General features: G+C 58.9%; 26 protein-coding genes. 12 read left to right on the top strand and 14 right to left on the bottom strand.

The features are described from left to right. Window positions 1-119: 119 nt before the first annotated feature. The 3 genes from RRH01S_RS07660 to RRH01S_RS07670 all read left to right on the top strand — a co-directional run bounded on the left by RRH01S_RS07660 (window position 120) and on the right by RRH01S_RS07670 (window position 4,243). A complete protein-coding gene (locus RRH01S_RS07660) occupies window positions 120-1,283 on the top strand; it encodes an HlyD family secretion protein (RefSeq protein WP_034522496.1) in 1,164 nt (387 codons plus the stop codon). A gap of 105 nt (window positions 1,284-1,388) precedes the next feature. Beyond that, complete coding sequence (locus tag RRH01S_RS07665) at window positions 1,389-3,008, top strand: MDR family MFS transporter (RefSeq protein ID WP_042470726.1); 1,620 nt, start codon at window positions 1,389-1,391, stop codon at window positions 3,006-3,008. A 35-nt stretch (window positions 3,009-3,043) separates the two neighbouring features. Next, a complete protein-coding gene (locus tag RRH01S_RS07670; RefSeq protein ID WP_007689128.1) occupies window positions 3,044-4,243 on the top strand; it encodes an adenylate/guanylate cyclase domain-containing protein in 1,200 nt (399 codons plus the stop codon). A gap of 40 nt (window positions 4,244-4,283) precedes the next feature. Here RRH01S_RS07670 and RRH01S_RS07675 read toward each other — a convergent pair whose 3' ends face one another. From RRH01S_RS07675 to RRH01S_RS07690, 4 genes are all read right to left on the bottom strand, one after another. Then, entirely contained in the window at window positions 4,284-5,282 is a 999-nt protein-coding gene (locus RRH01S_RS07675; RefSeq protein ID WP_037221953.1) for a DMT family transporter, read from the bottom strand. A gap of 7 nt (window positions 5,283-5,289) precedes the next feature. After that, on the bottom strand, window positions 5,290-6,012 hold the full coding sequence (locus tag RRH01S_RS07680; protein WP_051696906.1) for a GntR family transcriptional regulator: 723 nt from the start codon (window positions 6,010-6,012) through the stop codon (window positions 5,290-5,292). 68 nt (window positions 6,013-6,080) lie between these two features. Further along, the gene (locus tag RRH01S_RS07685) at window positions 6,081-6,434 is read right to left on the bottom strand and encodes a RidA family protein (protein WP_007689131.1); all 354 of its coding nucleotides are present in this window, start codon (window positions 6,432-6,434) and stop codon (window positions 6,081-6,083) included. An 11-nt stretch (window positions 6,435-6,445) separates the two neighbouring features. After that, window positions 6,446-7,735, bottom strand: coding sequence for a D-amino acid dehydrogenase (locus RRH01S_RS07690; protein ID WP_034522493.1), 1,290 nt, complete (start codon window positions 7,733-7,735; stop codon window positions 6,446-6,448). 275 nt (window positions 7,736-8,010) lie between these two features. Here RRH01S_RS07690 and RRH01S_RS07695 point away from each other — a divergent pair, with 275 nt between their 5' ends. From RRH01S_RS07695 to RRH01S_RS07720, 6 genes are all read left to right on the top strand, one after another. Continuing rightward, window positions 8,011-9,102, top strand: a complete 1,092-nt coding sequence (locus RRH01S_RS07695; RefSeq protein ID WP_007689139.1) for an ABC transporter substrate-binding protein — start codon at window positions 8,011-8,013, stop codon at window positions 9,100-9,102. An 83-nt stretch (window positions 9,103-9,185) separates the two neighbouring features. Continuing rightward, window positions 9,186-10,079, top strand: coding sequence for a branched-chain amino acid ABC transporter permease (locus tag RRH01S_RS07700; protein WP_007689141.1), 894 nt, complete (start codon window positions 9,186-9,188; stop codon window positions 10,077-10,079). After that, window positions 10,072-10,965 (top strand): branched-chain amino acid ABC transporter permease, encoded by an 894-nt coding sequence (locus RRH01S_RS07705; protein ID WP_034522492.1) that lies wholly within the window; start codon window positions 10,072-10,074, stop codon window positions 10,963-10,965. Before RRH01S_RS07700 ends, RRH01S_RS07705 begins: the two co-directional genes overlap by 8 nt. After that, window positions 10,958-11,716, top strand: a complete 759-nt coding sequence (locus tag RRH01S_RS07710; RefSeq protein WP_034522491.1) for an ABC transporter ATP-binding protein — start codon at window positions 10,958-10,960, stop codon at window positions 11,714-11,716. The genes RRH01S_RS07705 and RRH01S_RS07710 overlap by 8 nt, the downstream gene beginning before the upstream one ends. After that, window positions 11,713-12,435 (top strand): ABC transporter ATP-binding protein, encoded by a 723-nt coding sequence (locus RRH01S_RS07715; RefSeq protein WP_034522490.1) that lies wholly within the window; start codon window positions 11,713-11,715, stop codon window positions 12,433-12,435. Before RRH01S_RS07710 ends, RRH01S_RS07715 begins: the two co-directional genes overlap by 4 nt. 43 nt (window positions 12,436-12,478) lie before the next feature. Further along, on the top strand, window positions 12,479-13,273 hold the full coding sequence (locus tag RRH01S_RS07720) for a maleate cis-trans isomerase family protein (protein ID WP_034522488.1): 795 nt from the start codon (window positions 12,479-12,481) through the stop codon (window positions 13,271-13,273). Between the two features lie 107 nt (window positions 13,274-13,380). Here RRH01S_RS07720 and RRH01S_RS07725 read toward each other — a convergent pair whose 3' ends face one another. The 9 genes from RRH01S_RS07725 to RRH01S_RS07765 all read right to left on the bottom strand — a co-directional run bounded on the left by RRH01S_RS07725 (window position 13,381) and on the right by RRH01S_RS07765 (window position 20,242). After that, entirely contained in the window at window positions 13,381-14,103 is a 723-nt protein-coding gene (locus RRH01S_RS07725) for a GntR family transcriptional regulator (protein WP_080705418.1), read from the bottom strand. A gap of 93 nt (window positions 14,104-14,196) precedes the next feature. Further along, window positions 14,197-14,622 (bottom strand): RidA family protein, encoded by a 426-nt coding sequence (locus RRH01S_RS07730; protein WP_034522486.1) that lies wholly within the window; start codon window positions 14,620-14,622, stop codon window positions 14,197-14,199. A 130-nt stretch (window positions 14,623-14,752) separates the two neighbouring features. Then, the gene (locus RRH01S_RS07735; RefSeq protein ID WP_034522484.1) at window positions 14,753-15,514 is read right to left on the bottom strand and encodes an SDR family NAD(P)-dependent oxidoreductase; all 762 of its coding nucleotides are present in this window, start codon (window positions 15,512-15,514) and stop codon (window positions 14,753-14,755) included. A 45-nt stretch (window positions 15,515-15,559) separates the two neighbouring features. Then, window positions 15,560-16,321 (bottom strand): amino acid ABC transporter ATP-binding protein, encoded by a 762-nt coding sequence (locus RRH01S_RS07740; RefSeq protein WP_034522482.1) that lies wholly within the window; start codon window positions 16,319-16,321, stop codon window positions 15,560-15,562. Beyond that, window positions 16,318-16,974 carry an amino acid ABC transporter permease gene (locus tag RRH01S_RS07745; protein WP_007689157.1) on the bottom strand — a complete coding sequence of 219 codons (657 nt, stop codon included), beginning with the start codon at window positions 16,972-16,974 and terminating at the stop codon, window positions 16,318-16,320. Before RRH01S_RS07745 ends, RRH01S_RS07740 begins: the two co-directional genes overlap by 4 nt. Further along, window positions 16,974-17,639: an amino acid ABC transporter permease gene (locus RRH01S_RS07750; protein ID WP_042470731.1), complete on the bottom strand. Its 666-nt coding sequence runs from the start codon at window positions 17,637-17,639 to the stop codon at window positions 16,974-16,976. Before RRH01S_RS07750 ends, RRH01S_RS07745 begins: the two co-directional genes overlap by 1 nt. Window positions 17,640-17,695: 56 nt before the next feature. Beyond that, complete coding sequence (locus tag RRH01S_RS07755; protein WP_007689159.1) at window positions 17,696-18,523, bottom strand: ABC transporter substrate-binding protein; 828 nt, start codon at window positions 18,521-18,523, stop codon at window positions 17,696-17,698. A gap of 93 nt (window positions 18,524-18,616) precedes the next feature. Then, the gene (locus RRH01S_RS07760; RefSeq protein WP_007689160.1) at window positions 18,617-19,708 is read right to left on the bottom strand and encodes an LLM class flavin-dependent oxidoreductase; all 1,092 of its coding nucleotides are present in this window, start codon (window positions 19,706-19,708) and stop codon (window positions 18,617-18,619) included. 27 nt (window positions 19,709-19,735) lie between these two features. Next, window positions 19,736-20,242, bottom strand: a complete 507-nt coding sequence (locus RRH01S_RS07765; RefSeq protein WP_034522478.1) for a flavin reductase family protein — start codon at window positions 20,240-20,242, stop codon at window positions 19,736-19,738. A 198-nt stretch (window positions 20,243-20,440) separates the two neighbouring features. Between RRH01S_RS07765 and RRH01S_RS07770 the strand changes: the two genes are divergently transcribed. Further along, on the top strand, window positions 20,441-21,196 hold the full coding sequence (locus tag RRH01S_RS07770) for an SDR family NAD(P)-dependent oxidoreductase (RefSeq protein ID WP_034522475.1): 756 nt from the start codon (window positions 20,441-20,443) through the stop codon (window positions 21,194-21,196). A 20-nt stretch (window positions 21,197-21,216) separates the two neighbouring features. On the opposite strand, the gene RRH01S_RS07775 is transcribed toward RRH01S_RS07770, so the two are convergent. Continuing rightward, window positions 21,217-23,571 (bottom strand): helix-turn-helix transcriptional regulator, encoded by a 2,355-nt coding sequence (locus tag RRH01S_RS07775; RefSeq protein WP_034522661.1) that lies wholly within the window; start codon window positions 23,569-23,571, stop codon window positions 21,217-21,219. A 136-nt stretch (window positions 23,572-23,707) separates the two neighbouring features. Between RRH01S_RS07775 and RRH01S_RS07780 the strand changes: the two genes are divergently transcribed. Together RRH01S_RS07780 and RRH01S_RS07785 are read left to right on the top strand one after the other, a co-directional pair. Beyond that, window positions 23,708-24,736, top strand: a complete 1,029-nt coding sequence (locus tag RRH01S_RS07780) for an ABC transporter permease (RefSeq protein ID WP_034522473.1) — start codon at window positions 23,708-23,710, stop codon at window positions 24,734-24,736. Continuing rightward, window positions 24,736-25,617, top strand: a complete 882-nt coding sequence (locus RRH01S_RS07785) for an ABC transporter permease (RefSeq protein ID WP_034522471.1) — start codon at window positions 24,736-24,738, stop codon at window positions 25,615-25,617. The genes RRH01S_RS07780 and RRH01S_RS07785 overlap by 1 nt, the downstream gene beginning before the upstream one ends. Window position 25,618: the final 1 nt, after the last annotated feature.

Raw genomic sequence — 25,618 nt, forward strand, 5'->3', positions numbered from 1 at the left:
CGTATGATCCTTACCGATATACGCGGATTATCAAAAGGCGACCAGCGGGGCATTTATGCGGTCCATAGAACGCAATCATGCCCCGCATCATCAACGGGGCGGACCATAGGAGAAGTACGATGGTTGAGCTCCCCCGCAAGGAAGCATTCGAAAGCGCCAAGGCAGAGACAGCTAAAGTCGCCGATGTCCCAGCGCCTACCACCGCGGAAGCTGTCGCAGCCAAGGCCCCGAAGACCAAAGGAAGTGCTGTCAAACGCGGTGTGCTCGTCGTGGCCCTTCTCGCGGGCGCCGCATATGCCGCGAACTTCGGATATCATTACTGGACCGTCGGGCGCTTCATGGAGTCGACGGACGACGCCTATGTGAAGGCGGACTACACCACGATCGCCCCTAAAGTTACCGGCTATATCAAGGAAGTCCTCGTAAACGACAATGATACGGTCAAAGCAGGACAAGTCCTCGCCCGGATCGATGATCGTGACTTCCAGGCCGCATTGTCGCAGGCGAAAGCGGATTTCAACGCAGCCGATGCTGCGATCACCAATATCGATGCACAAATTCGATTGCAGCAGTCGGTCATCGACCAGGCGAAGGCCTCGCTTGATGCGTCGCGCGCCTCCCTCGTCTACGCTCAGTCGGATGCGGCACGTAACGCGAGACTAATAGCGAATGGTGCAGGCACGCAGTCTCGCGCCGAACAAACCCAGTCCCTGAATGATCAGGCCGTAGCAGCGGTCGAACGGGATCAGGCCGCTTTCGTTGCCGCACAGAACAAGGTTCCCGTCCTTCAGACTGAGCGTGATCAGGCCGTTGCCCAGCGCGACCACGCCGATGCCGCCGTCCACCAGGCCGAATTGAACCTTTCATATACCGATATCGTTGCGGCTGTGGATGGAACCGTCGGCGCCCGTTCGATTCGTGTCGGCCAGTTTGTCACCGCCGGAACGCAGCTTATGGCGGTCGTGCCGCTCCACGCCGTCTACGTCGTTGCGAATTTCAAGGAAACGCAGCTCACCAATGTTCGTCCGCGCCAGCCCGTCGAAATCAAGATCGACAGCTTCCCGGATGTTGCGATCAAGGGGCACGTCGACAGCATATCGCCCGCGAGCGGCCTGGAATTCTCCCTGCTGCCCCCGGACAATGCGACGGGCAATTTCACCAAGATCGTGCAGCGTATTCCCGTGAAGATCGTCATCGACGACGAGGGGCTGGTCGGCCTGCTTCGGTCCGGCATGTCGGTCGAACCTGAGATCGATACGAGGGACGTCGCACTTCAGAAGTAGGAAGCGATTATCCGGCGGGGCCGGATGATCCTCCCGTTTCTTTCCCGATTATCACCCAACCATTGTCATGAGAACGTTTTCGGCAGAGCCGGAAGGAGACAAGTCATGGCCACGCTCCAGGTCGTAGCAAACAATACTCAGCCTCTTAGTCCGGCAGTGGTATCAGCACCCGCCAAGCCGGCTATGAGCCCGCTTCGCATGTGGACCGCGGTCATCGCCTCCACGCTCGGTGCTTTCATGGCGGTGCTCAACATTCAGATCGTCAATGCCTCGCTTGCGGACATTCAGGGCGCGATCGGTGCCGGAACGGATGATGGCGGCTGGATATCGACCTCCTATCTCATCGCCGAAATCGTCGTCATTCCGCTCAGCGGATGGCTGGCCAGGGTTTTCTCGGTCCGCAATTATCTGCTGGTCAACGCCATCCTGTTCCTCGTCTTCTCGATCGCCTGTGCATTCGCGGTGAACCTGCAGCAGATGATCGTCCTTCGCGCCATCCAGGGCTTTTCCGGCGGCGTACTGATCCCGATGGCCTTCACCATCATCATCACGCTGCTCCCCAAGGCAAAGCAGCCGATCGGTCTGGCGCTTTTCGCGCTCTCCGCCACCTTTGCACCCGCGATCGGCCCGACCATCGGCGGTTATCTCACCGAGAATTTCGGATGGGAGTATATCTTCTACGTCAATCTGGTCCCAGGCTCGCTGATGGTCGGCATGCTCTGGCTCTCGCTCGAGCGGGCGCCGATGAACCTTAGCCTGCTTTCGAAGGGTGACTGGCCTGGCATCCTCACCATGTCGGTGGGTCTTGCAGCGCTTCAGACCGTGCTCGAGGAAGGCAACAAGGACGACTGGTTCGGATCGGACTTCATTGTCCGCCTGTCAGTCATCGCCGTCGTATCGCTGACGCTCTTCCTGATCATCGAACTGAAGACCGCGCATCCGCTGCTGAACTTGCGCCTGCTGGTGCGGAGAAACTTCGGCTTCGGTATCGTCGCCAACATCCTGCTCGGCATCGCGCTCTATGGCTCCGCCTTCATTCTGCCGATCTATCTGTCCCGCATTCAGGGATATAACTCCGAGCAGATCGGCATGGTGCTGGCGTGGACAGGCATCCCTCAGCTTCTGCTGATCCCGCTGGTTCCGCAGATGATGAAACGCTTCGACGTCCGTCTGCTGATCGTCGTCGGTTTCGCGCTCTTTGCCGTCTCGAACTTCATGAACGTCCACATGACCGGGGATTATGCGACCGACCAGCTGTTCTGGCCTAACGTTGTCCGTGCGATTGGACAGGCGCTTGTCTTCACGCCGCTTTCGGCGATCGCGACCGCAGGCATAGAGCAGGAGAATGCCGGTTCGGCCTCCGCGCTGTTCAACATGATGCGAAACCTCGGCGGCGCTGTCGGCATTGCCTCGTTGCAGACCTTCTTGTCGAAGCGCGAACAATTCCATTCGAACATCATGACCAACTCGGTCTCCATGTTCGAGGAAGCCACCCGCGAGCGCATCGCGAAGCTGACGGCGTACTTCATGAGCCATGGCGTCAGCGATCAGGCTACCGCCACGCACAAGGCTGTTGTCGCCGTCGCGTCGGGTCTGCGAAAGCAGGCCAATATCATGGCCTTCAGCGATACGTTTTTCCTGCTTGGCGCGGCGCTGCTCGTTGCTCTTGTCGCGACGCTGTTTTTCAAGAAGCCCGGTCAGTTGTCGGGTGGAGGAGCCCACTGAGCATTCGCGTTTTCCAGATCCCGAAAGGCAAAGCCATGAACACCTTGCTCAAAGATCCGGTCTCCGTCGGTCAACGGACCATTCGCCGCCGCAGCGTCGATCCGAACTCCATGCTCTCCGTGCTGGAATGGTTGTCGGGCGACGAATGTCACGCCATCGATGAGGCCGGTTTGATTGCCGGACTTGGCCGACGGCTGCAGGGCATGGGCCTCCCGATCGATAGGCTGACACTGCATCTGATGACGCTCCACCCGGAGTTTCCGGGGCGTACTGTGGCCTGGGCGCCTGGCGAACCTGTCGAGATACACGATCACGAGCATAGCACCGGACACTCATTCGCCGGCAGCCCGTTGCGCAAGCTACTGGGCTCCCGTGAGCCGATGATCGTGGGGATGGACGAGCGGAATTGGCCGTGGCAGGAGATGGATGTCCATGCCGGCCGAGGTCTTGCGCAGCTCCTCGTCGCCCCGCTCTGCAATGTTGACGGTCCTGTCAGCGCCGTCATCTTCGGTACGCGACATCCAGGCGGCTTCACGCTGCCGGACATTTGCGTCATCGAGCGGATTCTTCCAGCCCTGCGCAACACCTGCGAACTCCGTGTCATGCGCCAGGCGGAGCTCAGTCTCCTCGACACCTACACCGGCCCGATGACCGTGCAGCGCATTCTTGCCGGGCGTATTCGGCAAGGCGAGGTCGAAACCATGGAGGCAGCCCTTTTGCTTTGTAGCCTCCGCGATTTCACTGAACTCTCGAACAGACTGTCGGGGGATCGCGCATTGGAGTTGCTGAACGCATATTTCGAGATCGTGGTGTCGGCCATCACGCATCGAGGCGGGAAGCTGCTTAGATCTATGGGCGATGCGGTGCTGGCATTCTTTCCAAGCTCCGATGCCGAGGCCGCCAGCAGTTCAGCATTCGCCGCAGCGGACGCGATCCTTGAGGAGCTGAGACACTTCGAATTCGATGGCGCCGATATCGAGGCCAGTATTGCGCTGCACTACGGCGGAGTCAGCTACGGCAATGTAGGCTCCGGTGGCCGTCAGGATCTCGCTTTCATCGGCTCCGACGTGAACCTCCTCACCCAGATCCAGAGCGCATGCGTCGTGCTTGGGACGTCCGTTCTCATGTCAGATTCGTTCCGCCGCAGGATCGGAGCCGAGGAAATCCGGACGGCCGGCTTCCACCAGCTCAAAGGGTTAGAGGATCCAATCGAGTTGTTCACGGCCGAACCCTGACATCCGTCCTCGGCGGCAAAAACGGGCCGAAGTGATTTTGCTATTTGCCATTTTCCTCTGAAAATCGAGATAACTTCGACTGGCCTTCATAGGCTGCGGAACGCTTCGAAGGCCGTGCAACGACAAGGAAAACGCCGAACAAGATCAGTGCCATGCCGAGCGACGCAGCCGTTTCCGGAAGCTCTCCCAGTAATGCCCACCCCAATGCGACACCGACGAGGGGATTGACGTAGGCGAAGGTCGAAGCGATCGTCGGATTGAAGGACTTGATCACCTTGATATAGGAGACAAGGCATATCGCCGATCCGAAGACGACCAGAAACAGGAAGGCTGCGATCTGGTTCGTCGCTAAACCGAACTGAGGAAGAAGGGGGGCCGCCTGCAGTTTGCCGATCGTCGTCAAGATGAGTGCGGCCGATAGCATCTGGATGCCTGCGGCCGTCGTCGGCGCCAGTCGACCAATCAAGGGCTGCTGCAGGACGGAGCCGAGCGACCACGTCAGGCCGGCCGCGCACAGGATCAGGGCGGTCGAGACAGCGTAGCCTTGTGCGACCGACGAAACCTCTGAGGATAGGGCCGGCGGCACTATGACGAAACTCAGCCCGATAATGCCCGTAAACAATCCCAGGATCATGGTGCGCGATGGAAGCGCCCTGTTCATGATGCTGGTGATCAGCGTTGTCCAGACGGGGATCATCCCCATTGCCATCACGATGAAGCCGGACGTGGCGTGACGCGACGCCAATGTCGCCAACCCGTTTCCAGAAACCCACATCAGCGCGCCGGTGACGCAACAGGTCAGCAGGTCTCGGATTCTGATCTTCGATGGCAGATTGCCAGAGAAAAACGACAGGCCGATCAGCAGGATGCCTGCCATCGACATGCGCCAGGTCTGAAGCTGAAGGGGAGACAATGCGGATGGGCCGCTCACGCATATCTTGACCGCCAGATAGGTGCTGCCCCACACGAGGTAGACCACGGCGAGATGACCGTATCGATGCCAGCTATGCTCTGGCGCCACTGCATCGGATACGCTCATTGGCTACTCAATCCACCCGCATGAATATTCGGGCGAGACCTTCCTTGACCGAGGACACGGCATCGGCGACGCTGATGCTGATGTGATCGCGCATGATGCGCGCGGCGCGATCCGCATCGCGGGCTGCCATCGCCCGTGCGATGTCGGTATGCTCCGTATAGGTCGTCGACAGTCTCCGGTGTTTCTCCACTTCGATTTGTCGGACAAAATGGATGCGCGTGTTGATCCCCTCGATCATCCGCGCAAGCTCCGGGTTGCCGGACATCTTCGCGATACGCATGTGGAATTCCTCGTCCTTGCTTGTCAGATCCGCGCTGGAAAGCGCGTCTGCGCGGGCGGCCGTTGCCCGCCACCAATCCACAAGAGCCCTGAGTTCCTCATCGCTGGCCCGCTTGATCGCAAGAACTACGGCGCGCTCTTCCAGCAGGCATCGCACATCCGAAAGATTGACGACCTCGTCGACATCGAAGCCCCGGCAAAAGAAGCCGCGGTTCGGCTGGAACGTGATCAGGCCTTCCGTGACAAGACGCTGCAAGGCTTCGCGAATGGGGCTGCGGCTGACATTCAGGCGCGCGGCAAGTTCGACCTCGTTGATGCGTTCGTTCGGCTTGAAGCGGTACTCCATCGCCATGCGCCGGATCTCCTCATAGATCCGCGGCCCGGTCTTGATCGCCTTGGCTTCCAACACGGAATGCTCCTCCTGATCGATATGCTTTTCGTGTTGGATCATTGGGCCAAGCAATCCTTTAAAGTCAACAGGATGGGGCGGTGCATCATTCTGCGACACACCGCATTTGGTCAGATGGCGGCGATCACGGAAATCTCGACCGTGAACTGGGGAGCGGCAAGCTTGGATTCGACGCAGGCGCGTGCTGGCGCTCCGCCGGGGGCGACCCATGCGTCCCAGATTTCGTTCATTTCACCGAAGGTGGCGATGTCTGAAAGCCAGATCGATGCGGACAAAAGCTTCGTCTTGTCGGTGCCGGCTTCAGCCAGCAATTCGTCGGCCTTTGCCAGAATATCCCTGGTCTGTTCGCTCACGGACGCGCCGGGTGCACGCAGCGCCACCTGTCCGGCGAGAAAGACCATGTTTCCATAGGCGACGGCCTGAGACATCCGTTGCGCGGTGCCAATGCGTTGAATAGCGGTCATGTTCGTTTCCTTTATAACTGGTAGGAGATTTCGGAGAGCTGCAGCGGTGCACGGTGCTCAGCCTCGATGATTCCGTCGAGCGGAATGGGGGCCGGCCGGCCGGCGACAAGATCGGCAATGATGGCGGCCGAACCATGCGACATCGTCCAGCCGATATGGCCGTGCCCCGTATTCAGCCAGAGATTCTTGAATATGCGCCGCCCGAGAACAGGCAAATTGTCGGGTGTCATCGGCCGCAAACCGGCCCACATCTCGGCCCGGTCATAGGCGATGCCCTTGGGAAAGAGCTCCTGGGTGACCTTCTTCATGAAGGCGAAATCCGAAGGCTTGTGGCTTCGGTCGTAGCCGGCAAATTCAGCGGTCGCCGTCACGCGAATACGGTCTCCCATCGGCGTGATCCCGACAAGATTGTGCTCGTCGAGAACCGGCAGCTTGGGAGCAAGGTCCGGGTCTGTGATCGGAATGGTCAACGAATATCCCTTGATCGGATAGATCGGCAGATCAAGCCCGATGCTGCGTGCAAGAATCGGACTTTCGGACCCAAGACACAGCACATAGATGTCCGCTTTGTAGTCGCCCCTGTCCGTCAATACGCGCGTGATGGCATCGCCGGCCTTCTCAATGGCGGTGATCGTCGTGCCGGTCAGAATTTTACCGCCGCGAGTCTGCACCAAGCCGGCAAGGGCGCGGGTGAACTTCGCCGAATCGCCCGTCTCGTCGCTGGGGCACAGGATGCCGCCGGCAATCTTTCCCCGCGACGATGCCAGCGCCGGCTCTCGCCGCTCGATTTCATCCCCATCGATCACACGGATGTCTTGGCCGTCGGAGGCCAGCAGTTCCATGTTCCTGACACCTTGATCCAAGGCGGACTGACTACGATGGAAATAGAGGATACCGCTCGAGGTGCGATCGTACTCAATGCCTTCTTTCGCCACCACCGACTGAAGTACGGCCTGGGAGTGGACGGCAAGGCGATGCTTGAGCAGCGTATTGCGCCGCGCCTTTTCCGCCGTGCACTGCATCAGAAACTTCCACGACCAGACCCAGAGATGCGGATCGGCCGACAGTTTGAAGCGTAGCGCCTGATCCTTGAGGTAGAGCGATTTCAGCAGGGTCATCGGGGCCTTCGGCGACGACCAGACGAAGGAATGGCCAGGCGCGATCATTCCCGCATTTCCAAAGCTTGCGCCCTCGGCCACCCTCTCGGCCCTCTCCAGTACCGTGACGTCGTAGCCATCCTGCTGAAGTTGATAGGCCGCACTGATGCCGGCGACGCCACCGCCTAATATCAAAGCTCTCATTTTCGCCTCTGCGTCTGTCGTTTATATTGCCGACAATTACGAAGAAGCTCGCCGATTTGTCAATGCTACTCTCTGTCAAAAAAGTGGCCGGCGTGCAATCGCACTCGACTTTAAAGAGCTGAATTCTCTAAAATCGATGATTTTTCACACTTTCTCAAGCGATACGAGCAAATTATAGGCATGCATAAAAAATACTCAGCCGCACTTGACAGTTATCATTATTGTCGTTTGTATTGTCGACAATTAAGAGGCTGTAACAAAAATGGGGAATTGCAATGAAGAAACTGCTGAGTTTTGTTGTTGTCCTGGCCGCGCTGGCGGGGCCAGCCGCCGCGCAGGATATTGTGATCGGCGCCATTCTTCCTCTGTCGGGCGCAAGCGCAACGCAGGGTGAGGATCAGCGCCGCGGCATGGAGCTTGCGGTCGACAAGATCAATGCGGCGGGCGGTGTCATGGGGCAACCCTTGAAGATCGTCACCGAGGATTCGGCTGGCAACGCCGTCACTGCGCTGACTGCTGCGAAGAAGCTGGTCACCGTCGACAACGTGCCCGTCGTCCTTGGTGAATTCTCGTCAGGCATCACCATCCCGGTCGCCGACTATCTTCTGCAACAGGGCCGCACGCATATCAACATCGGCAGCTCCAGCATCAAGATCCGCGACCTGGGCAAGGGTTCGTTCAGCGTCATCGGTCTCGACAACGTGTCGGGAGCCTTCGGAGCCGACGACGTCATCAAGTCCGGCGCGAAGAAGGTTGCGATCATTGCGCCGAACAACGCCTACGGCCAAGGCATCGTTGATGCCTTCTCCACCAAGTTCAAGGCGCTCGGCGGAACGGTAACGTCCTCGATCCTCTACACCGAAGGTCAGACCACGTACCGGCCTGAGCTTCAGCAGCTCGAAAAGAGCAAGCCCGATGTCTATGTCTATTCGGCCTACGGCAAGGAGTCGGCGACCATCAACCGCGAGTCCTTCGAGCTCGGCCTCAATGAGACGCCCTGGTATGCGCTTTACCTGACGATGTGCACCGCCGACAGCGATCCGCAATATGTCGAGGGCCAGATCGGCATGGACCTGAACTATATCGGCACCGGCGGTGCGGACTATCAGAAGTCCTACAAGGCGACATTCAAAAGCGACTTCACCTCGACCTACAACGGTTTTGCCTATGACGGCGTCATGATGGTGGCCGCGGCAATCGACAAAGCGAAGTCCACAGAACCAGCCAAAATCAATGTCGCGCTGGCCGAGATCGGCAAGAATTATCAAGGCGTCACCGGCCCGATCACCTTCGACGACCACAACCAGCGTTCCGCTCAACCTTACCTGAAGCTCAAGATCGCAGCAGGCAAACCCGTCACCAACTGATTTGAAGCGATGCAGCGGCCGATCGATTGCGCGGCCGCCGCATCCGACCTTCTACTTTTGCAAACGTGACAGGGGTCAAGCACATGGTTCAATTTGTCGTCGATGTCCTGTTGCGGGCGAGCGACCTGGTTCTGATCGCGGTTGGAATGAGCGCGATCTACTCCCTGATGAAATTTCCGAACATTGCGGTGGCACAGTACGCCGCCTCGGGCGCCTTTATCGCCCTGGTTCTGCAAAGGAGCGGGATCCCGATCGTCGTTGCTGCCATCATTGCCGTCCTCTGTGTCGGCGTTGCCGCCGTCGCCCTCAACGAGCTTCTCTTCAATCGCATGCTGAAGATCAGTTCGTCGACCGCGATGATCGGATCGCTTGCCGTCAGCATGCTTGTATCGGCGGTATTCCTGCTGGCCATCGGTCCAAACCCGACGCGCTTCAGCCTTCCGATCACGCGCCCATTCCGGGTTCTCGGTGCCCGCATGACGGAGAACCAGCTTGCCTCGCTTTCGATCACGACGGGCGCGATCCTCTGCTTTGCCCTTTTGCTTTTTCGCACGGACCTTGGACGATGTATGCGGGCGACCGCCACCAACGGGCTTCTTGCCGAGGCAACCGGGATCGACACGCGGCGTACCAGAAATGCCGTTGTTCTGATCAGCGGCATGCTGGCCGCTCTTGGCGGCATCTGCCTGACCCTGAAGGGCGAGATCAACATTCAAACAGGTCTCGATCTTCTGCTACCGGTATTTTCCGCAGCAATTCTTGGTGGCTTGGGCAATCCGCTCGGAGCTGCCGCCGGAGCCGTCGTCATCGCGTTGGCGGAGACGCTTATCACCGGTATCAATTTCGGTACTGCCTTCGGGCGAGACCTGCTCTTCATGCCCGCCGCCTATGCCACGGCAGGATCTTTCGTCCTCCTGGTGGTCACATTGATCTGGCGGCCGCGCGGCCTCTTTGTCAGCGAGGTGAAGCGTGTTTGATTTCCTGATCCATGTCACGATCCTTGCCTGCCTCTACAGTCTGGTGGCGCTCAGCCTCAATCTGCAGTCAGGTTTCGGCGGCCTGATGAATTTCGGCCAGGTCGCGCTCTTCGGCTGCGGCACCTATGGCGCTGGGATCGCCTATAAATACGACCTCGGCTTCGCATCGGGGATTGTCATCGCGGCAGCTTTCGCAGTCTTCGTCGGGTGGGCTTTCGCGGCAATCGGGCGCAACCTCCAGGAGGACTATTGGGGCATGGCGACACTCGCGCTCGCCGAGGTCATCCGCATCATCGTCAACAACGAAGGATGGTTCACCGGCGGTGCCCAGGGGATCAGCGCGGTGTCGCCACTATTTCCGAGCCTCGCCGGCCGAATGCAGCAGGTTGCAATTCTGTGTTCGTGCACCGCACTTCTCACTGCCGCGTACATTCTGTGCCGATGGCTTACCGATGGACGATATGGCCTCGGCCTGAAAATGAGCAGAGAGGAGCCGCAGTTGGCCCTCTCGCTCGGCTACAATGTGGCGGCGCTGCGACGCGAATGCATGATCCTGTCGGGACTGGTGGCCGCCAGCGCCGGCTTCGTCTTTGCCCACTACATCTCGTTCGTGGCACCCGAACAGCTTGTGAGTTCTGAGACATTTCTGATTTGGGCGATGGTCATCATCGGTGGCATTGGAAATCATCGCGGTGCGATTGTCGGCGCATGTCTCCTTCAGTTCATTTTCTCCTTCATTCCCTTCTTCAAGGACCTCGTCGGCCTGCCGACGGAATTCGTCGCGGCGGCACGCCTTGTCATGATCGGCGGTGGGCTGATCGCCTTCATGCTGTGGCGCCAGTCCGGCCTCGTTCCCGAAAGGATCGGAGGGCCGAAACTTGCCTGAGAACCTTCTCCATATTGCAGATGTTTCGAAATCATTCGGCGAGAACCAGGTTCTGAAAGGCATCGATATCAAGGTGACAGCAGGCGAAGTTGTTGGCCTTCTTGGACCGAACGGTTGCGGAAAAAGCACCTTGCTCAACGTGATCTCGGGCTTTTCTAGAGCCAGCGCCGGTTCTGTAATCTTCGCAGGCGAGGAGATAACCTCGACAGCGGTCGATAGGATCGCGCGCAAGGGTCTGGTGCGGACATTCCAGCTGCCGTCCATGCCGCGACGAATGACAGTTGCGGACGTGCTGCAGGCCGGCAAGGCGGACGGATCGGGTTTTCGCAGCCTTTTTAAAAGGAGCTGCTTCGATACCCGCGACGTCGAAAGATTGCTCAGCGAACTCGCACTGGATCACGTTCGCGATCTGCCGGCCGGATCCTTGTCGGGTGGCCAGAAGAAGCTTCTGTCTATCGCGCTCGCCCTGCGCACGAACCCAAGGCTCATTTGCCTGGATGAGCCGACCGCGGGCGTGCACCCGTCATTACGTCAGCACATGGTGCAACTGCTCCGCAGGGTCAACGCCCAAGGCGTAACACTGCTAGTCATCGAGCACGACATGCACTTCATCCGCGAACTCTGCGGCCGCTGCGTGGTCCTTGATCGTGGCAAGGTCATCGCAGACTGCGCGCCTGCCGACCTCACGCTCAACTCCAGTGTCGTCGAAGCCTATCTCGGCGGCGCCCGCGACAAGAGGGCCTATGCATGATTGAGGTCGACAACATCAGGGCCGGCTACGGCGACGGCCCGGATATTCTGAACGGCATCAGCCTTCGCGCCGACCCCCAGCGCATCGTCACGATCCTCGGCCCGAACGGCTGCGGAAAGTCGACGCTCCTCAAATGCGTTGCGGGCTTTGTTCGTCCGCGCGCGGGCCAGGTGAAAATGTCGGGCGAAATCGTCACCCACCTGCCAACCCACGACAAGATCCGCCATCACCGCGTCGGCTTTGTTCCTCAGACCGACAATGTGTTTGCGACCCTATCCGTCTCCGAGAATATATTGCTTGGCGCACGCCAGATGCAAAAGGCTGACAGGAGCCATCGCTTCGACGAGCTGATGGTCCAGTATCCCTCCCTTGCCGCCAAGAAAAACAAGCGCGCCTCGGCCTTGTCGGGCGGCGAGCGGCAGTTACTGTCCTTGGCGAGAGCCCTGATTGCCAACCCCAGTATCCTGTTGCTCGACGAACCCTCTGCAGGACTGTCGCCGCGAATGATGCACGAGGTTTTCGAGGTCATCAGAACCATCCGCACCCGCGACGGGATCTGCATTCTGATGGTCGAGCAGAATGCCTTCGAAGCACTGCACATTTCCGACACGGCCTATGTGCTATCGCTCGGTAATGTCGCGCTGCATGGCAACGCGGCGGATCTGCTCGCTGACCCCGCCATGCGATCGCTCTATCTCGGTGGCGACGCCCCTCACTAACAGATCACAATTCAACGAAAACACCACGAAACGGGAGATACCCATGTCGGCAAACGCAGCTGAAATCTCAGACGCCCTCGTCCTCAACAAGGAACATATCGATTTTGCCACCGATGACGGGATCGGGACCCATGCGAACCTTGGCCTGCTCGTTCTGCGAACAGACCAGACGATCGAGGACGAGTTTCGCTTTGCTCTGCCGCCTCGCGACGTCGCCCTCTATGGTGCACGGCTCTATAGCGACGTGCAAATTACCCCTGAAAATCTGATCAAGATGTCGGATGAAATCCCCGGAACGGTCGGCCTGCTTCCAGACGTCGAATTTGATGTCATCGGCTTTGCCTGCACGTCCGGCGCTCTGGTCATCGGCGAAGGCCGGATCGCCGAGCGTGTGCATGAGGTTCTTCCCGGCGTTCAGGTGACGGATCCCGTCACCGCAGCTCGCGCAGCGTTCAAGGCGCTTGGCGCCTCCCGCATCGCGCTCCTGACACCATATCTTCCCGCCATCAACCATTCGCTGCGTACCTCGCTGATGGCGCGGGGGATGGAAATACCGGTCATGGGTTCGTTCAACGAGGCTGATGACAATATCGTTGCGCGCATCACGCCGGAATCGATTGAGCGCGCCATTCTCGATATTGGCGCCTCCGACGAATGCGACGCAGTCTTCGTATCCTGTACCAGCCTGCGTGTTGCTCGAATTGTCGAGGCTGTGGAGAAGACGCTCGGCAAGCCGGTAACATCGAGCAATCACGCGCTCGCATGGCACATGCTGCGCCTGGCCGGGATGGAATCAAGCCTTGAAGGCAGAGGCGAGTTGTTTCGAAGACGAAGATGAAGCTCTCGGATGTTGCCCACGTCGGCTCGCCGCGTTTGCGCTAAACGCGCCTGTGCGATTATCCCTGCGCGCACCTTGCTCGCTCGTTGACGAAATGCCGTTGAGATTTAAGCCTGTTTGCTCGCGCCATCCGACGGGCTGTTGGTGATAAGCGAAAGGTAGCGCTCCATCGCCTTCCTGAATTTCGCGTCCCAGACGCTTTCGGCTAGAGGAAGGTTGCGATCCCTGATTGCCTCATAAAGCGAGACAACATATTTTTCGGCATCGCCGCGACGGTCTGTGTAAACGATACCAAGCAAATTGTTGAAGCGCCGCACATCGCCGGTCAGCTCGGAAAAATAGCGAATGGTGCGTTGCAATCCCGTCGCGTCGATAATCGCCTGCTGAAACTCCAGGTCGTTGCTGACGGTATCGGACTGATCCTTCAAATCAGCGAATTTGACGGCATTGTTAGCCAGCTTCTCGATTCGCTTGAGGTCATCTAGCTGTAGGCGCCCTTCTTCCGACAGGAGATAGGTGAGGGCAATTTTTCCGAGCGCCATCCGGATATCGTAAACCTCGACGACGCTGGCGGCATCCAGGGCGCTGACCACCGCGCCGCGATTTCGCCGAAGCTCGACAAAGCCTTCGCGGGCTAGCAGCCGCAAGGCCTCCCTGACCGGATGACGCGACACATTGATCATGTCGGTAAGCTGTTGCTCGACCAGACGATCGCCGGGCTTCAAGGCCCCGGCGATGATTGCTTTTCTGATCTGTTCTGCGGCGAACTCCGCACTTTCCATGATGGTCATCGCCGCCAGCACGTTCGCAGAACCGTCCGATTTAGCCAAGATTCGCTCTCCTCATTGTCATGAGGCTATGTATTATAACGTCATCAACTTGTCGATTATATACAAACGTAATCCTGATGTTTCAAAGCCCTGCTAGAGCGAAATGACAAGGTGCTTCTGGGGGAGGTTTCCGGCACCTCGATATGCGGTGATCTCGATCTCGAACAGATATTCAGGCCCGCCGAGAGGGCCGCAGCTTACGCAGCTTGCAGGATCGATGCCTTTGAATGTCTCGCCCATGAAGGCCATGACGTCCGCAACATCTTCCTGGCGTGGAATGAAGATCCGCCGACGGACGACATCTGCAAGGCTGGCACCGACCGACGCCAATGCGCCTTCGACATTCTTCATCGCCTGCTTGGCCTGTTCGACGGCAGTGTCAGGCATGGCCCGGGTCTTGTAGTCCCGCCCGGCTGTGAGCGACATGAAAATCCAGTTGTCGAGCGCGACGATCCGCGAATAGCCCTCCTTGTCCTCGAGGATGCTACCCGACTTCACTTTGACAATTTCGCTGACCATGTTTCTTCCTTGAATAGGGATGTGCATATCCGAGCCGGGAGCGCACAGCATTGCTGACGGTTCCCGGTGCGGAAATGCGCTGTTTAGGAGCTAGAGGTGTTGGCGGGCCTGCGGCAAGCCCGATAGAAAGTTAGATGGAGATTCCGCCGTCGATCACGACGGTATGGCCGGTTATCATGCGGCCCGCGAAACCGAGGTAGACGATCAGTTCCGCGACTTCATCCGGGGTGCAGAGCTTCTTCAGCGGTGTTGCAGCGATTGTGCCATCATGCCGCTCTTTCGACCACTCGATCGCCCAGGAACTGTCCACCGATCCCGGCGCCACGGCGTTGACGCGGACATCCGGGGCGAGCGACCGCGCCAGGTTTTTCGTCAGATTGATAACGGCGGCCTTGGATCCGCTATAGGCGATGGTGCTTGCCACCGAACCGAAGCCGGCGATCGAGGCCGTGTTGACGATAGCGCCCTTGCTTTCCTTCAAGGCAGATGCGGCAGCCTTGGAGCAGCGAAAGACACTCATCAGATTGACGTTCAACAGGTTGGCCCACAGCTCCTCGGTGATCGACTCGAGATCCTGGATCGGCACGGGAAGCTTGACGCCAGGGGTGCCTGCATTGTTGACCAGCAGATCGAGATGCCCGAGATCGCTGATCGCCTTCTTGACCATCGCTTCGGCCTTGTCGGCATCGCCGACATCACCCGGAGCGGCAACGGGATCATAGCCTTCCTTGCGCAATGCCGCGAGCGCTTCTTCGCCGCGGGGGTCATCCGGAAGATAGTTGATCGCCACGCGGGCGCCACCTCGGCTTAACATCCGTGCGGTCTCAAAGCCGATCCCGGATGCGCCACCCGTTACGAGCGCGGTGCGGCCTTTAAGATCAAATGAAATCATCGTGCAAATCCGATCAAATTCTAACGTTGCGTTACATGAAAGTGCTTAAGCCGCCGATATTTTGCGGCCGCAGTCAGTCGAGATGCGGTTCTCACGCCTCAGGAAGCGTTGGGTCTGCTCTTGGGAGGGATTGTCGATCACCTGGGCTGCCGTCCCGAGTTCACAAACCTCGCCTTGGTGCAGAAAGGCGACTCGGTCCGCGGATTCGCGCGCAAAGCCGATATCGTGGGTGACGACGACCATGGTCATTCCCTCCGACTTCAGCAGCCGCATGGTTTCAAGGACCTCGCCGACGAGTTCCGGATCGAGAGCCGAGGTGACTTCGTCAAACAGCATGTAGGAAGGCTCCATCGCCAGTGCCCTTGCGATGGCCAGACGCTGCTGCTGGCCGCCCGAAAGCCTTGATGGCAGCGCATCGGCTTTATCCCCGAGCCCGACATGCTCGAGATGTTTCTGGGCAAGTTTGCGCGCCTCCGAGCGGCTGCGTTTTGCGACCACGCGCGGGGCCAGCGCCACGTTTTCAAGGGCGGTCAGATGCGGAAAGGCATTGTATTGTTGAAAGACGATGCCGAGCTTCCGGCGCAAGGTGTTGATGTTGGTCTTCGGGTCATGGACACTGATGCCGTCGACAATGATCTCACCTCCCTGGATCGGTTCCAGACCGTTGATGCATTGCAGGAGCGTCGATTTCCCCGAGCCGCTTGCGCCGATCAGGCAAAGAAGCTCGCCCTTTTCGACCGTCAGGTTGATGCCCTTGAGAACCGTCAACGGACCGAAGATCTTGCGGACATTTTTGATCTCGATCATACGAGGACCCTTCTTTCAAGTTGGCGACTGTACTTGGAAACCGGATAGCAAATGAGGAAATAGAATAGCCCGGTCCCCAGCAGCATGAGCCAGGTTTCGTGGGTTCGGGTCATGAGCATCTGGGCGCTGCGGGTGAATTCCAGATAGCCGATGACCCCTGCCAGCGAGCTATCCTTGATCAGGCTCAGGACCAGGCCGATCCAGGACGGAAGCCCGGCACGAAAACCAAGGGGTGCCGAGATATGGAAGAGCTCCTGGAAGTAGTTCATCCCCAGGGAGCGAGCGCCCCGGCGGTATTGAAACGGCACGGATCGCAGGGCGTCGCGCGCGACTTCGGCCGTAACGGCTGCCATCCAGGCGCCGAGTGCGATGGTGCCGAACCAGAATGGCGAGGCGCTGAAGCCCATGAGCGACAGGATGCTATTGGCCAGGATCAGCTGAATGACCATCGGCACGCTGCGAAGAATGTCGATGATCGGCGTCGTCAGCAGGCGGATGACGAGCGAGATCGACCGCAACCATCCAAGGACGATACCAAGGACTGTGCCGAGCAGACCCGCCGCGACGGCGATCTTGATGGTGTTGATGGCGCCCAGCAGCAGGAAGTAGGCGTCGGACCAATGCAAGCCCTGATTTGCAAATTGAAACTGCATCAGGTCCTCCCGTACATGAGCTTGAAAACGAGATGCGCCGAAAGTTGCAGAGCCTTTGCGATGACGTAGTAAAATCCGGCCGTCACGATGAAGAATTCGAATGTGCGGAACGACACGGATTGCGCATATTGGGCCGCCCCCGCCAGTTCCCGCAGGCCAACGAGCATGCCGAGCGATGTGTTGAGCATTCCCCAGATACCCTGGGTGACGAAGGCGAGGAAAATGACCTGGAAGACCTGCGGGAAGACGACATGCATGAAGCTCTGGAAGCTGGTCATTCCGAGTGACCGGGCGGCGGAAAATTGCTGGCGCGGGATCGCCGCAATGCCGCCCCGGAATATCTCGGCGAGATAACCGGCATTGTTGAACGAGATCGCCGCCAGCACCGAGATGTAGCTCGATATGTTGATGCCGAGCGCGCCGAGGCCGAAATAGATCATGAAGACCTGGAAGAGCACTGGCGTGTTGCGGGAGAGCTCAACCCACGCCGTTGCTAGTCGATAGCCGAGGCCCGTTTCCCTTTGACGTGCGACCGCCATCGGCATCGCGATCAGTGTTCCGATGACGAACGACAGTATGGTGATCTGAACGGTCACCCAGGCGGCGGCCAGGAGCTGCGGCAAAGCATCCCAAACGATGGACCAGTAGAATTGATAACCAAGCATGGCAGTGTCCCAATATCCATTGGCAGGGGTCGCCTGCCAATGGAGGTTCGGTTGAACTAGAAATCGACGCCGTCAGCATGCAGCGACGGCACCGGCCCATTGCCGAAATACTGCTTGTATACTTCAGCGAAGCGCCCGCTGACGCCCTGCTGCCAGACGAACATTTTAGCCCAGTTCAGCATCTGCTGGTCATCGCGGCGCACAGCGATGGAGACCATGTCGGAAAGCGGCGCTTCTCCGGCGATGACGAACTCGGGGAACTGCCCGCTCTGCGCAAGAGCGTTGAAGACGCCGAAGGAAACGAGGATGGCGTCGACCTTGCCCTGTTGCAAGGCAAGATACGCTTCAGCATCGGTCGAATAGCCGGTGTAGGTAGCGCCTTTGTCCTTCCAGCCATTTGCCAGCTCTTTATTCAGCAACTGCTCGGGCGTGCTGCCCACCACGCCGCCGAGCTTCTTGCTGCTCAGATCCGCATAGGCCTTGATGCCGGTGTCCTTGCGCGTGACCACGCCCATCGTGTTGTTCATGTAAGGCTGCGTGAAAGCGACGGTCAGCGCGCGCTTCGGCGTCGGCGTCGTCGATGCAATCAACACGTCGATACGATTGGATACCAGCGCTGGAATGCGATCCGGCGAGGGAGTTTCGACGATCTCAGGCTCCGCTCCGAGAGCTGCGGCCATGTCCTTGCAATAGACCACGTCGAAGCCCTCCGGCTCGTTATTCGTATTGCGAAAGCCGGCGGGAGGGCTGTCCAACATAATGCCGCAGCGCAGTTTCTTGCTCTGAACAATCGTGTCGAGCGCGGACTGTGCGTAGGAATGTGCCGACAGCGTCAGGCTGAAAGCCGTAGCAATCATTGCAGTCTTGAGTATGGTGTTCTTCATGTCATTCCCCTTTTGATATTGTATATTAGCTGCTTAGTTTTCGACTTTTATAAGCCTCCGGCCCACTCCCTTTGAGGGCCGATTCCCCCGAGCTCAACCGGCTTTGCGTTGAGCTATTTCTTGAGCACCGATGTTCGCGATCGGGCCGACCGCTTGCTCGACCAGCGGAAGAACTTCCTTCTTGAAGCGGTAGATCGACTTTTGCGCCCGTTCCAACGGCATGCAGCCAAAGGAAAAGTTGCAGGTGTAGTTGGACGGATTGAGGCGCTTGATGTTGTCGACGATTTTCTCGGCGACCGTGTGCGGATCACCGACGACCATGTTGTCGGCATATTGCTCAAGCGTGAATTCGCCGGGATAGGGCTCGTTGCGGATAAATCCGGCTTGATCCAACGGCAGCTCCGGCTGGCGCAGAAAATGTGCCATGCGCCCGACGTAACGGGCACGCTCACCGGCCTCCAGCGCTTCGGCTCGACTGTCGGTGATGTTGACATACTGCATGATGGCCAGAGGCTTTGTCGCAGGATCGTCCCCGATTGATTCCCAGGCCTTGTTCAGCCCGTCGCCCATCTTGTAGAGAGCCGGCGATCCAAGCGTGCTTGCGGCGATGAAAGGGGTGGCGCCCCATTTCTTGAAGCGGCTGAGAAGCTTGGGATGGGAGGACGTCACGAAGATCGACGGTAATGGCTTTTGTTCGGTCTTGATCGCAAAGGATGTCTTGGGAACCGAGATGAATTTGCCGTTGTATTCCACCGTTCCGTTGACGAGGGCCTGCTCGATAATGTCCCAATATTCGAGAAAGATATCGACCTTGTCGTCGAGGACGACACTGTAGCGGTCGAATTCGTATTGCTGGTATCCGGTTCCCATGCCGATCACCAAACGCCCGCCTGATTGCGTATCCGCGACGGCGATCTCCTGGGCAACCCTGAGCGGGTTGTAGAGCGGAAGAACGATGACGCCAGGCCCGAGCTTGATCTTCTTTGTCCAGCCCGCGGCGTAGGAGCACATCATCAAGGGCGAGGGGGAGCTCGAATAGTTTGCGAAATGATGTTCGGCGAACCACGCAATGTCGAAATCGAGCTCTTCGGCGGTTTCGACCATTTTTCTGGTGTCACGCATGACGCCGAGTGCGCCATCGGGATGATCCCGCAACGTCATCAAGTTGAACAGACCGAGCTGCATTACAATTCTCCTGGCTATCTGTAGCGCCTAAGCGGCGTCATTCAGCAGCAATGGCGCACACGCCACGTAACCGCCGTTTTGGTAAATCAACGGATCGACGCGCTCGGCAAAGCCTGCGGCGATGGCGCGCCCGATCACGATTTGATGGGTGGAATAGGCAACGGTCTGATCGACCTCACAAAAGAGGTTGGCTTGGGCATCCGGCAGGTAGGGAATACCTTGGGCATCTTCCGCCCAGCCGCCGACCAGAAACCGTTCGCTTGGCGGCACGCCGCCGCTGAAGCGCTTCGAGATTTCGACCTGCGATTTTTGCAGAACGTTGATGCAATACCGGCCCTCCGCAAGCAGCGGATGGATGATCGACGTGCCGTTGTTGATGCACGCCAAGATCGACAGCGGCTTGAAGCACAGCGAGGTGACCGACGTCACCGTGATGCCAAAACGAACGCCTTCGTGCCGGCATGAAATGACGCAGACCGTTGCTGCGAGACGCCGCAAGGATTGCCGGAAATTCTCTTCGTGCTGGTCGCTCATCAAAGCCATCTCCATTTCGATGGCTGGATGATTGCGGATTATCTACAATCTGTCAATCGTCATTTTTCCGATTGCCAGTTTGCTCGAGGTGACAAGAGTGGGATTGATAAATTGTAGATGATCTGCAATATGGTAGCTTCGATCCGCGGCGACTGGCCGTGGCAAAGCATAGGCATCTAAGTGGGAGATGGAGGCATCATGTCGTTAGATCTAGTTGGTAGGACAATCATCGTCTCGGGCGCTGCCGGCGGTGTGGGCCGCTCAGTCGTTGGTAAGCTTGCGGCTATGGGCGCGCGCGTCTGTGCAACGGATCTGACGCCCAGCGTTCTGGAGCTCGCCGCAAGCTGCGCGGGCAAAGTGGTTTCGATCGTTGGCGATGTCACGAAATCGGATCATGTGAACGCCATTTATGAATTTGCGGAAAGCAAACTGGGGCCTGTCGACGGCCTTGTCAGCAATGCAGGTTTCATCATTTCGAAGTCCGTCCACGAAACCTCCGAGGACGAGTGGGACAGCGTCATGAACGCAAACGCCAAATCCTTCTTTCTGATGGCCAAGCGAGCCCTGCCATCGATGATGGAGCGTCGCGCCGGGACGATCGTCGCGACCGGATCAATTTCCAGCGTCGTAGGACTTCCCTCGCAGGCAGCCTATTGCGCCAGCAAGGGTGCCCTGCTGCAGCTGGTTCGGCAAATGGCTGTCGACTATGCCTCCGCAGGCATCAGGATCAATGCCGTCGGTCCCGGCTCGATCAACACCCCGTTCCTGACGAAATATCTGCAAGGTCTGGAGGATCCAGCCGCCGGCGAAGCGGATATCAAATCGGCGCATCCGCTTGGACGATGGGCCGAGCCCGAAGAGATTGCGGATGCGATCGTCTATCTCTCCGTTTCCGCGAGCTCATTTGTTACCGGTCAGATTCTGATGGTTGACGGCGGATACACGGCACGGTGATCGGCGGATAGCCAAGAACCTTAAAGCCAGCCAAGAGCGGTCGCAGCGCGAAGCGCTTCGGCGCGACGGTTGCACCCCAGCTTTCTGAAAAGATTGCCGAGATGGAATTTCACCGTCACCTCGGAAATGTTGAGCGTTTGGGCGATGCGTTTGTTCGACAGTCCACCCGCGATCAGTTGCAGCATCTGCGCCTCGCGCTGCGACAGGCCGCCCTGCAATGCGCGGGCCTGTGGTGAATTCACCGAGGCAGAGAAGATCGAAAGTGCGGTTCGGACATCGGAGGAGGTTTCGATGAAGCTTCGGATGCGCCGGTTTTTCAAAAGAGGCGCCAGGAAGATCCGCTCCTCGGACAATACGCCGTTGCATCCAAGCCGGGTGGCACTTTCGAGCGCAGACAGGATATGCGCGCGCGCCGCGGCGTTGTCGCGGCGCTGGTGGGCGGCGTAACTCCGCCACAGCTGTAGCGCCACTTTTTCCCGGTTCGTAACCTGCGGGTTGGCGATAAGAGCGTCGATCTGGCGCGAGAGATAGGCGCGGGGTGTTGAGAGGCGCACGGCGTCACGTAACCACGCCATGGCATAGGAAATCTCATCGCGCCGGCTCAGGCGTGTCAGTTCCTCGGTCGCGCTTTCGACCCAGTTGCGCCCGATCCGCATGCGTACGGCTGAAAGCGTGGCCGCTGCATCGCCCCAGCGATTGACGTTCTGATAGGCGATGGCGGTGCGGATCTCCATCATCGCGTGAAACTGCAGCCCCTCCGACAGATGGATCCATAGCCCGTCCAAGAAGCCCGGCCGGATCGCCATCGGGAAGTGATCGGCGAGAACCTGCGAGGCGTAGTGAAGTGCAAATTGCATCAGGCTCGGCCATATCTCCGCGACGGCGAACTGTTCGAATTCCGTCTGGACAAAATCCAGAAGGTCGCGCGGGCGCCCTGCTTCATAGGCGACGCAGGCTTCCGCCAGACGCAGCATACGGAATTCCGCTTCCGCTTCATGTGGAACCTGTTCCAGCTTGCTCCGCGCTTCCCGTGCGGCTTGCCTGGCGAACAATGCGTCGCCGCTCATCAGGCGCAGCACGATCTGATGCAGATGAATGAAGAATTCGAGCAGCGGCTGCCCACTTGGTTGGCGCAGATAGATCAGGGCGCGGGCGGCTGCGGCCTCGGCCTCGCGGAAGTTGCGGCGGCGGATCTCGAACTCGAGAAGCGCATTGTAATATGCCGCCCATTTGCTGTGGTCGCCCATCGGATAATCCGCCATGAATTCACCAAGACGGCTGATCATCACATCGCTCGGCGTCAGGTCCTCGGTAATCATCAGATTGAGCCTGAATGTCCGGGCGGCGAAGGAAAATCGTGATCCGCGTGCCAGAACCTTCAAGGGGTCCATATAATCAGAGCCGAGATGCCGGCTCAACAGATGGCGCACGCGTTGCAACTCGCCTTGTTTCAGAAGCGTGCGCGTGACGGCGAAGAGCACCGTCTCGTTGGTTGCGATCATCTCCTGTGAGAAGCGCAGGACAATGTCCTGAAACCTGTTGAGGCTGCTGCGGTAGATCAGGTCCCGGCCGTGAGCGCGTTCGAGGATCTGCGCCGCGTGGGCCTCGCGCCCGTGGTCGATGAGGAGCGCCATGGCCGCAAGCGATCGTCCCGCCCGCTCATATGCCGATGCGATCTCTGTCACCGCTCCCTGGGTCTCGAATGTCGCCAGGCGTTCGTGCACGGCGATGGTAAGAAGCCGCAAAAGGTCCGGATGTCTTTCCGGGTTCGCCGTCAGAAACGGCGGCAGCATCTCGGTCCAGTCCCCGGTCGGGGTGGGCAAAGGGGCCTCAAGCCAGATCGATAGGGCGGTCGTCTGCCCGGGGGATAGGTGGCTGAGAAAGGTCTCTCGCAGGTAGTCGATACACAGTCTTTCATTTGAGGCGGATGCCAGAGGCAGAAAGGCGGGCCAACCCGCATATCCGTCGCGCATGAGGCTCGCCTGCTCTGAAGGCAGCGCGCGCAATTCGTCCTCGGCTAAAGTCAGGTCGGTCGCACCGAATGTTGCGGAGCGGCGGTAGAGGATCTGCCGCGCCAATCCACTGATGCGCTGATCCGGACGGCATGCGATCACGACGGATTGGGCAGCGTCCAGAACCTGAGCGGAAAGCCGTGCCGATCGCGTGGAGACCGGCACATCCCAGAAAAGCCGACCGTCCTCGACGTCATCCAGCCGGGGCTGCTGTAATGTGCAGACGTGCTTGCCCAGCATCTCCGCAACCATGCTCAACAAGACTGTTTTTCCGGCACCGGCGGGCGCGCGCAGGAGGATCACGCCCGCGGTTTCACCGGCAATACGGCTACAGAGATGAGGGCGCGGCAGAAATATGCTCATGATGGTCCGATAGATCACAGTCGCGCAGAAACCTATACCAATCTACCAAGAAACTATACCTTTGTGAGATTGCCTGCAGAGACGTTGAGGGAAATGTTTGTGTCCCTACGCAGCTGGTCAACAAGGCACCCTAGCGATGCAGCAACATCCGTTGGTCGCGATCCTCACCCGGATCGGCACGTTCGTGCTGGTCATGATCGCCCTGTCCATCATGATCTTTCTGCTGGCGCGCGTCGTGCCAGGCGATCCCGCGCGCATGGCGCTCGGCCCGGCGGCGACGCAGGAACAGGTCGATACGCTGCGTCTTCAGATGGGCCTCGATCAGCCGATGGTGCTGCAATATCTCGACTATGTGTGCAACGCCCTGCACGGCGATCTCGGAATGTCGCTCGTTTCGCAGCGTCCGGTCACGACAGACCTGGCCCAGACTGTTCCGGCGACCGTGGAGCTGGTGCTCGTCTCCGTGATCTTCATGTTTGTGGTCGCCATTCCGCTGGGCGTCATCACCGCGCATTACCGCGATCGCTCCTGGGATCATATCGGGCGGGTCCTATCCCTGACGGGCGTGACGATTCCAAGTTTTCTGTTTGCGATCAGCCTGCAACTGCTGGCGGCGCGCTACCTTCCCGGTTGGCCGATCATCGGCAGGATCGATCACACGTTGAACTGGCAAGGCGGTCCCACGGGTTTCCTGTTGCTCGACGGGCTGCTGGCGGGACGTTTCGATGTCATGCTGAACGCGCTGCAACACCTGGCACTGCCGGCTTTCGCGCTCTCCATGGCGGGTATCGGGCAGATCACCCGGATCACCCGGTCCTCGATGATCGAGAACCAGCGCAAGGATCACGTCTTGACGCTGCAAAGCTTCGGCGTACCGGAACGCGTCATCATCTTTCGCTATTTGCTCAAGCTCTCCTCTATCGCGCCGCTGACCATTATGGGCCTCGAATTCGCATCGCTGATCGGCAATGCCTTCGTCATCGAAATGGTTTTCGCCTGGGGTGGCTTTGCCTCTTACGGGCTGACCGCGATCCTGCAGAAGGATCTCAATGCCATCACCGCCGTGGTGCTGGTGGCCGGGCTGTTTTTCATCGTTGCGAACCTGATCGTGGACGTCCTGATCTCGATCATTGACCCGCGCCTGCGCCGCAAGGAGGCACGTTGATGGCCGATATGAATATGCTCGACGCTTCCGATCGGGGACTGAGCGACGGTTACATGATGTGGTATCGCTTCAGCCGCAATCCGGCTGCGGTGATCGGTACGTTGATGCTGATCTCGGTTGTCATACTGGCGGTTTTCGCGCCGTGGCTGACGCCCTATCCGAAGCATGTGGGTGCGGTCGTCGATTTCCGTGCGCGGCATATGCCGCCGGACCTGACGCATTGGTTCGGCACGGACAAGGCGGGCCGCGATATCTTCTCGCGGACGGTCTTTGGTCTGCGCGTCTCGCTTCTTCTCGTGATCGGCGTGCTTGGTATTTCGGTGCCGGTGGGCACGGTGCTCGGCCTAATCGCGGGTTATTTCGGCGGCTGGGTCGAGAAGGTCATCACCGGGCTAACAAATGTAATGTTGGCGATGCCGCCTCTCGTGATGGCCCTTGCCGTGTCCAACCTGCTCGAGCCAACGCTGATGAACGCGATGATCGCAATCACGCTTCTGTGGTGGACGTGGCATGCGCGGCTGATCTATTCGGTCTCCAAATCGGTCGCCTCCGAGGACTTCATCGAAGCCGCCCGCCTTGCCGGCGCCGGTCCGATGCACATCCTGTTTCGCGAGATCCTGCCGAATTGCGTCGCGGTGATCTCGGTGAAGACGACGCTGGATGCGGCCTTCGTGATCCTGTTCGGTGCGACGCTCAGCTTCCTCGGTTTCGGCGTCAAGCCACCGACACCCGACCTTGGCTCCATGGTCGCCGACGGGCGGCAGTTCATGCCCGATTACTGGTGGGAGGTGCTCTGCCCGGGCGCGGCCGTTTTCTATGTGACGCTCGGGTTCAATCTTCTCGGCGACGGCTTGCGCGACATGTTCGATGTGGAGAGCTGAG

The sequence above is a fragment of the Rhizobium rhizogenes NBRC 13257 genome (assembly GCF_000696095.1).
Taxonomy (GTDB): domain Bacteria; phylum Pseudomonadota; class Alphaproteobacteria; order Rhizobiales; family Rhizobiaceae; genus Rhizobium; species Rhizobium rhizogenes.